Origin of the sequence: uncultured Nostoc sp. (assembly GCF_937863485.1) — a bacterium.
In the GTDB taxonomy this organism is placed as follows: domain Bacteria; phylum Cyanobacteriota; class Cyanobacteriia; order Cyanobacteriales; family Nostocaceae; genus Nostoc.
This window is the reverse complement of sequence record NZ_CALMFY010000061.1, coordinates 1-7,445: the sequence shown is the minus strand read 5'-3', so window position 1 is coordinate 7,445 and position 7,445 is coordinate 1. Positions and strand designations below refer to the sequence as shown.

The window sequence follows — 7,445 nt, the reverse complement described above, 5'->3', positions numbered from 1 at the left end:
CACCCGTTAATGTACTGATATCACTGTACCTCAGTTACCTGCAATCTGCTGTATCAGCAATCAATCTTCCCGATGCGATCGCTAATAAAAATCTGATGATTAACATCCAGGCATAGATACGTTGCATGAAAATATTTTGGCTTGAAATGGTTTATCTATAAATTAACGAAAACTTCTGTATTGATAAATACAAAATTTTGAAGAAAATAAAAGAAAAAACTTTTTATTTATAGCAATTATTTTTGCCATACGTATGGTATTCTTGCTAAGAGGGAATAAAAAACAGTAACAAACTAACAAAAAGTCTGAAATTACTTGACTTCCCGCCCACAAAAACATAAATCTGGCAAGTATATTGATAATATGTAGGCAAAATTGCAAAAGCATTAATAAAACTTCCACTAGAAAAGACGCAGATTAGAAGACCTTGCTATTACTTAGATAGTTAAATTTGTCTATTACAGCTTTTTGTAATGGACATTTCCAGAAATTAGGTTTTCATCTAAACAGGATAAGGGTTTGAGATTCTTTTTCGGAGATGTCTAATAGACAGATATAGCCTCATGAAGCAGGATATGAATATTTGCAATAACCTGAAGGCACTTAGGAATCATCTGAGCATAAGTCAGCAAGAACTAGCTAATATAGCTGGCGTAACTCGTCAGACTATTGGTGCTGTGGAAACGGGACAATGTGCTCCTTCTGTTACTATTTCCTTACGTTTAGCTAAGGCACTTGGTTGCCAAGTTGAGGACTTATTCTGGCTAACAGAGGAGGATTTACCTAAAATTGAGGCAATTCTTGCCGATTCGACCTCTAATCCACGGCAATCACAAGTTATTCTAGCGCGGATTGGGGATCGATGGATAGCTTATCCCCTATTAGGCAGAGATGCTTTTCACATCGAAATGATTCCATCTGATGGTGAGACAGTTGCAGTAAGCCACCCCCTTGTAGGGGTTCCCCCCGTTGTAGGAAGTGGCGTTAGCGCAAGCGGTAGCGACGTAGAAACGTCACCTGTTAGGGTGGATGGGTTCTCCAGTATTAAGCAAACTACCATTAGCGTCAGCAGTAGCGATAGCGCAGCGTTAACGTACCCGAGTGAGGAAGCAAGCTATGCGCAGGATCTCGTAGAGAGAAGTGAGCGTCGGAACGAGCTTTACCCCAAGAGTGAAGCACAGAGCCAGACAAGTACAAATAAAGTCCTAGTTCGGCTTCTGGATAATATGGACAAAGTGCACAAGACAGTTGTGATTGCTGGTTGTACACCTGTGCTTTCGGTGTTAGCAAGAGCGACTGAACGCTGGCATCCGCAACTGCGAGTTCATTATCGTTTTGCCCATAGCAAGCCTGCATTAGGTAGTTTATGCCGAAGTGAAGTTCACATTGCAGGGATGCACTTATATGATCCCCAAACTAAGGAACATAACATTCCCTTTGTGCGGGAAGCTTTAGCTGGTAGGAGTGCTGTTTTAATCACCCTTGGAGTTTGGCAAGAGGGATTGTTAGTCCCACCAGGAAACCCAAGGGGAGTTAAAACAGTTTCCGACTTAATAGAATTTGGAGCAACTATTGTCACCCATGAAGTGGGTTCTGGCAATCGGATGCTTTTAGAACGGAAACTCCTTGAAGAACGAGTGCCATTTGAGGCGATAAAAAGATTTGACCAAATCGCTCACAACCATCAAGATGTTGCCTTATCTGTAGCCTCAGGAATCGCTGATGCAGGTATCAGTACGGCATCTATAGCTGCTACCTTTGGTTTGGGATTTATTCCCCTTCATAGTGCGCGATACGACTTAGTGATTCTCAAGGAATACTTACAAGAATCACCAGTACAGCAGTTTCTCAATATCTTAGGAAATCGGCTAGTGCGATCGCAATTAGAAATTCTCGGCGGTTATGACATTAGCAAGACTGGAGAAGTTGTAGCAAATATTTAAAGTTATGAATCATCACTTCACTGTGAACAACCATGTCATTAATCTTAACGACATGACCTTGCGAGATGGCGAATAAGCCGCAGGTATAGCTTTCAACTTTGAGGAAAAAATTGTGATTGCTCCTATGCTGTCTCAATGTGCTTTTGTATAACAGCTTATTACTGGTCAGTGCGTAAATTATATTTTTAGGGGTTCCTATGATTCGGAGAATTTTCATTGCATGTTTAGCGTGTTGCTTGGTAATTCTGAGTGCTGAAGCTAGTGATATACTGGTCAAGGAAAAGTCAGCTATTGCACAGTCCCCAACGAATAAAAATGTGATTGTAGCGATGACAACCAGCATTGAGGACAGTGGGCTACTAGATGATCTAGTTCCGGCAATTGAAAAGAAAACAGGATATACGCTGAAAAAGGTTGCAGTCGGCACCGGACAGGCTTTGGCTCTGGCTGAAAAAGGTGAAGTTGACGCGCTATTCGTCAACTCACCTAAAGCCGAACGCAAGGTTTTGGCAGGCGGTGCAGTGATTAATCGGCACTTAGTAATGCACAATGACTTTGTTATTGTCGGCCCAGATGTTGACAAGGCAAAGATCCGAGGGAAAAAGAATGCTGTAGAAGCATTTTCCCTGATTGCCAAAAACCAAGCATTGTTTATATCGCGGGGTGATGACTCAGGTACTAATAAGCTAGAGAAGGATTTATGGACACAAGCAAATCTCACACCATCTGGTAGTTGGTATCAGCAAACAGGTTCAGGGATGGCAGAAACTTTGCAAGTTGCTAATCAAAAACGGGGATATACCTTAGCAGATCGGGCGACATATATATTTCAAAATAAAAACCTGTCTTTGCCAATACTGGTGCAAGGAGACAAGAAACTGTTAAATCTCTACCATGTCATGGAAGTAAATTCTCAGAAATTCCCCAGAGTGAATAGTGCAGGAGCTAAAGCGTTTATTAATTATGTTTTATCTCTTGAAGGACAGACACTGATTGCAGCCCACGGTAAAAAAGAGTTCAAACAACCTCTCTTTTATGTTGATGACGGTAAAACGGAGAAAGATTATGGCTTTTAAAGTAACTTGAGTATCAGACAATGAGCCAAAGTATTCTTAGAATTGAACATAGTAGAAGTTATTCTTTTTTATCTCAGGAGTAAGCTCATGGCTATCCAACAAAACTCTCCCGAAACCAACCCACAACAACATACAGCGAAAATCAAAGGTAAGTTAAACGATCTCATTACACACTTGCGTGAAGATGTTAGTAAAATCGAAGATCCAAAGGCTCAGGCTCTTTTTGAGACTACAGCCGAAGTACTCAAGGGTTTGGTGAATGCTTACAATGATTACGAGAAACATTCAGAGGAAGCCTGGAAATAAATTACTATAGCCTTTCCTAAGCAACGGAGGTAAACCCAAATCTTTTTTACCAAACGCCATCTACTCGAAGATGGCGCGACGATCATTTTGGTGATGATTTTTGTAGTTGCACGCAAAGTCGGGTTTTTATAGCAAGTGTTCTTATTATTGTGTTGCAAGCCATTGCAGTTCTAACCACAAACACGAATCTTTCTGCTTTAGCTTAGACATAGGATCTCGCAGCAAATGTGTAGCATTTAGGCAGATAACCTCAACTAATCCCGCATATTCTGCTACTTACCTGAGTATAGATATCTGGGCTTTGATAGCAGCAATTAGATTGTCAGGGCAATAAATTGTGAATACAATCATCGAAGGAGCTGTGAAAGCTTTTGAGCTATTAATCAGTGGCGATAGTGACGTTTTCCAAGTCATGACAATGACATTGTTCGTATCTGGAACAGCTACAGCTATTAGCGTTTTACTGGGGCTACCATTAGGAATGTGGCTGGCATTAGTGAATTTCGCCGGCAAGCAGATTCTGAATAGTTTGATTAACTTTGGGATGGGATTGCCACCCGTTGTAATCGGCTTAGTGGTCAGTATATTTTTATGGCGGTCTGGACCGTTAGGAAATCTTGATTTGATTTATACACCCACAGCTATGATTGTCGCCCAAGCAATCATTGCTTTTCCAATTGTAGTTGGCTTCAGTTTTACAGCAATTATTAGTATTAATCCGAAACTACGCTGGCAACTGTTGTCAATGGGGGCGACACAGTGGCAAGCAAACTTGTTGTTGATCAAGGAAGCACGTTTAGGATTAATGGCTGCTGTGATCGCCGGTTTTGGTCGCGTCATCTCGGAAGTTGGTGCATCTATGATGGTGGGCGGCAATATCAAGGGACAGACAAGAGTTTTGACAACAGCGATCGTTACCGAGGTAGGGAAAGGAAATTATGATGTTGCAATGGCAATCGCATACATTCTCCTGATCATCACATACACTGTTATCGTATTGCTAACTATCCTACAGCATGAGAGGAAAATTCTATGAGTACTAATGAGTATGTCCTAAATATGCGACAGGTTAGTGTAAATAGCAAAATACGTAAAAAGATCCTGTCGATTGAAAATTTTGCAGTTCGTCCAGGAGAACTTGTCGCAATAATTGGCCCCAATGGTTCTGGTAAAAGCACTTTGTTAAGAACAATCAATCTCTTGCAACCTTACCGTGGTGAGATGCAATTATTTGGACAAGATGTCCACAACACTAATAAAACATTGTTGCGTCGTCGTTCTGCTCTGGTATTTCAGGAAACATTACTACTGGATGACACTGTTTTTAATAATGTTGCCAAGGTATTAAAGTTTCGCGGAACACCAACACACAAGATTAAGCAAGCGGTACATACTGCACTTGTAACTTTTGGTTGTGAACACCTGGCAAATCAGTCAGCTCGTTCTTTGTCCGGTGGTGAAGCAAAGCGGGTTTGTATTGCCTGCGGGTTAGTTGCTAATTCAGAATTACTACTTTTGGATGAGCCTTCTGCCTCTTTAGATGTGGGAATACGTGCCGAGATAATCGAGAAAATTAGACAATGGGCCCAAGCTAGGGGATCAGCAGTCATATTAGTCAGTCATAATTTTACAGATATACTGCATTTTGCTGATAGAGCGATCGCTTTATTTGACGGCTGTATTGTACAGGATGATAACTTAGAAACCATCATCCGCCGACCAGCTAACGAACAGCTTGCAAGACTGGTAGGGATAGATAATATTATTCCGTGTCGGATAGAACGGAGTAGCCGTGGAAATTTTATCAAACTTGCAAACGGGATAGAGTTTTTATATCCTGGGGAAGTCACAAAGCCAATTACCGTATGTTGTTTATCTGGCGATACTTTCAATCTTTACGATGTAAGTTCTTCAATATTGCATAAACCTTGGTCAGTAATTCTTGAAGGGTTAATAGAAAGAGTTTTAAATGGTATTGGGATTTGTAGTATTTGGGTTAAGGTGGGAGAACAAACTTTAATCGCTAGAGTGCCTCGGAATCATATATCCGGCAATGTATATCCCCATCAAATGATTAAGCTAGCATTCAATGCGGCAGATGCACATTTCGTTTAGAAAAATTAGACGATTTGGCATTGCACAGACAAGAGATGAGATCTATAGCGCTCTTCCATCACTCTCATGAGAGAATAATAGGTTAAAGTATCGTAAACTCTTTGCTGGACTATATTTTGGGGAAGAAAGTCTGGCGAAATTATAAAATTTGTAGATGATTACTGTGAATGTTATAGAAAGCTGTTTCCAGAAGTCAGAAGTTTTGAAGCGTTTAAATATCTTCATGTACGAATGATTTCAGAAATTAAACACAAAACGCTATCAGAGATAGCCAGGGTTAGCGCGTCTCAAACCCTACTGATGTACAAAACCTAAGACCTTTAAAAGCAGAGGTTTCAGCACGTCCTCTGACAATTCCACAAGTCATCTCCAAAGATATCCAACCGTCTTCGACTACCCCGCTGCCAACACTACAACCCCAATAATTGTCTCGACCTTTACAACTTCTTCCACCTTCAACTTCTACTCCTAATCTTACGCCTGAACAACAATTTCCTGAAATCCCTATTTGATAAGAGTTTTGCTAAATCCGACTCTGATTCAGGCTCGTCAAGATTTAGATGCGTTTGCTCTGGGTTTTCCTTCGAGATCAGTTGACTTTCCACATAAAACATGGTAAAAAATGGGTTATATTTTTATTTCCAGTACAACCCTTTTGGAAACTTTAAGTACTATCTACTTTAACTTCTCCAAAATTAATGACTAAACTCATGCCTATACGCATGAGTGCATAAGTTTAGTCACTGACGCTGGAATACAAGATTTAAGACATTATAGTATTTTGTAATTTTCTGCTATTGAATCAATGAGGCTTTCTACACAAAAACCCCGATTTTAGTTTGGGAAAAAGATTTATATTTATAATTTCATCAATACGTATATTTCTGTTATGCTTTATGATATCATTCAAGAGACTACTAAATAATTTGCGGAATAAAGATTATTGGAAAGTTTTTAAAAATTGATTTGATAAAGGTACAGTGGTAAAAACATTATATTTAACAAAGTTGAGAGTTTGACTCGTTAAGGTAAATATGATGAAAAAAGCATCAAAATACAAAGTCTGGCATTTAGGTTTTTCTATAAGTGTAGCTTTAGTGAGTTTAGCTTTCGTAACTCAAATAAAGACTCAAGTGCTTGCCTCTAATAGCATTCTTTTGTCAGATAACACAGGTAATTCCTTAACCCCAGATATTTCTGCACTTGATATTTTTCGCAAAGCATACGAAAACCGTTACACTTGGAACCCTCAATTTCCAGGTTATACAGCAGTAGTAGAACTAAAGCATAACAAAAAATACTACCGAGGAAACGTTCTTGTAAAACCAGATATAAGTTTAAAAGTAACTGGTATTAATGAGGAAGAAGCACGTCAACTCGTGGAAGTTTCTTTACAGACCATACTTACTCATCACCGACGAGTTCCATTTAGTGAACAACATAAGAATAGTACTTTTAAACTTATTGCTACTGATAATACCGGAGTCACAGAGATTTTTGAGCAAGGAGAGAAAACAGAGGCTCGGTATAAAATATCTCACAATCAACTTACGCAAGTCAATCGTCTTCTTGGGAATACTGCCGTTAGCGTCGATGTGTTGGACTCAGAGAAAACATCAGAAGGTTATTTAGCAATTAGATATCAATCAACTTTCCAACAACCTCAGACTAAACAAGTCATGGGAGTGGAAGAGTCGAAAGATACTTATGTAAAAACTGCTGGTTACTACGTGCTAACACATCAAGTGACCCAAGACTTTCAAAAAAGAAAACTAACTGATACAGCAGATTTTACCTATAGTAATATACAACTATTACCAAGTGTTCCTTATATTAAAGATTAATTGGACTCTTACTTATAAAATACAATAAATTATTTGTGAGATTCAAAAAGTTTTACTTTATTATTTTGAACTGTGCAAAGCTTTACTGAGGTTTGAGAAAAGCTAGATTAGACTTGTCGGGAAATAAGAGAGAATAGACAGCAGTCGTAGGGAAGGATCAT

The 7,445-nt window shown here is 39.3% G+C and carries 6 protein-coding genes and 1 pseudogene; all 7 read left to right on the top strand.

Annotated features, from left to right (window positions below; translation table 11 throughout):
* Nucleotides 1-575: 575 nt before the first annotated feature.
* The 7 genes and pseudogenes from Q0541_RS09150 to Q0541_RS09120 all read left to right on the top strand — a co-directional run bounded on the left by Q0541_RS09150 (nt 576) and on the right by Q0541_RS09120 (nt 7,284).
* The gene (locus Q0541_RS09150; protein ID WP_366941844.1) at nt 576-1,943 is read left to right on the top strand and encodes a substrate-binding domain-containing protein; all 1,368 of its coding nucleotides are present in this window, start codon (nt 576-578) and stop codon (nt 1,941-1,943) included.
* A 197-nt stretch (nt 1,944-2,140) separates the two neighbouring features.
* Nucleotides 2,141-3,019: a substrate-binding domain-containing protein gene (locus Q0541_RS09145; protein ID WP_298908585.1), complete on the top strand. Its 879-nt coding sequence runs from the start codon at nt 2,141-2,143 to the stop codon at nt 3,017-3,019.
* Nucleotides 3,020-3,106: 87 nt separating this feature from the next.
* Nucleotides 3,107-3,325, top strand: a complete 219-nt coding sequence (locus tag Q0541_RS09140) for a hypothetical protein (RefSeq protein ID WP_298908583.1) — start codon at nt 3,107-3,109, stop codon at nt 3,323-3,325.
* Nucleotides 3,326-3,662: 337 nt separating this feature from the next.
* A complete protein-coding gene (locus tag Q0541_RS09135; RefSeq protein ID WP_298908580.1) occupies nt 3,663-4,361 on the top strand; it encodes an ABC transporter permease in 699 nt (232 codons plus the stop codon).
* Nucleotides 4,358-5,440, top strand: coding sequence for an ABC transporter ATP-binding protein (locus tag Q0541_RS09130; RefSeq protein WP_298908578.1), 1,083 nt, complete (start codon nt 4,358-4,360; stop codon nt 5,438-5,440). Before Q0541_RS09135 ends, Q0541_RS09130 begins: the two co-directional genes overlap by 4 nt.
* Nucleotides 5,441-5,551: 111 nt before the next feature.
* Nucleotides 5,552-5,719 (top strand): annotated as a pseudogene (locus tag Q0541_RS09125) (IS701 family transposase); the annotation flags it as partial.
* 755 nt (nt 5,720-6,474) lie between these two features.
* Nucleotides 6,475-7,284: a DUF3386 family protein gene (locus Q0541_RS09120; protein ID WP_298908576.1), complete on the top strand. Its 810-nt coding sequence runs from the start codon at nt 6,475-6,477 to the stop codon at nt 7,282-7,284.
* Nucleotides 7,285-7,445 lie beyond the last annotated feature (161 nt).

Coding starts and splice junctions, on each gene's coding strand:
- Q0541_RS09150 (WP_366941844.1), top strand. CDS start 576: ATGAATATTTGCAATAACCTGAAGGCACTTAGGAATCATCTGAGCATA.
- Q0541_RS09130 (WP_298908578.1), top strand. CDS start 4,358: ATGAGTACTAATGAGTATGTCCTAAATATGCGACAGGTTAGTGTAAAT.
- Q0541_RS09140 (WP_298908583.1), top strand. CDS start 3,107: ATGGCTATCCAACAAAACTCTCCCGAAACCAACCCACAACAACATACA.
- Q0541_RS09145 (WP_298908585.1), top strand. CDS start 2,141: ATGATTCGGAGAATTTTCATTGCATGTTTAGCGTGTTGCTTGGTAATT.
- Q0541_RS09120 (WP_298908576.1), top strand. CDS start 6,475: ATGATGAAAAAAGCATCAAAATACAAAGTCTGGCATTTAGGTTTTTCT.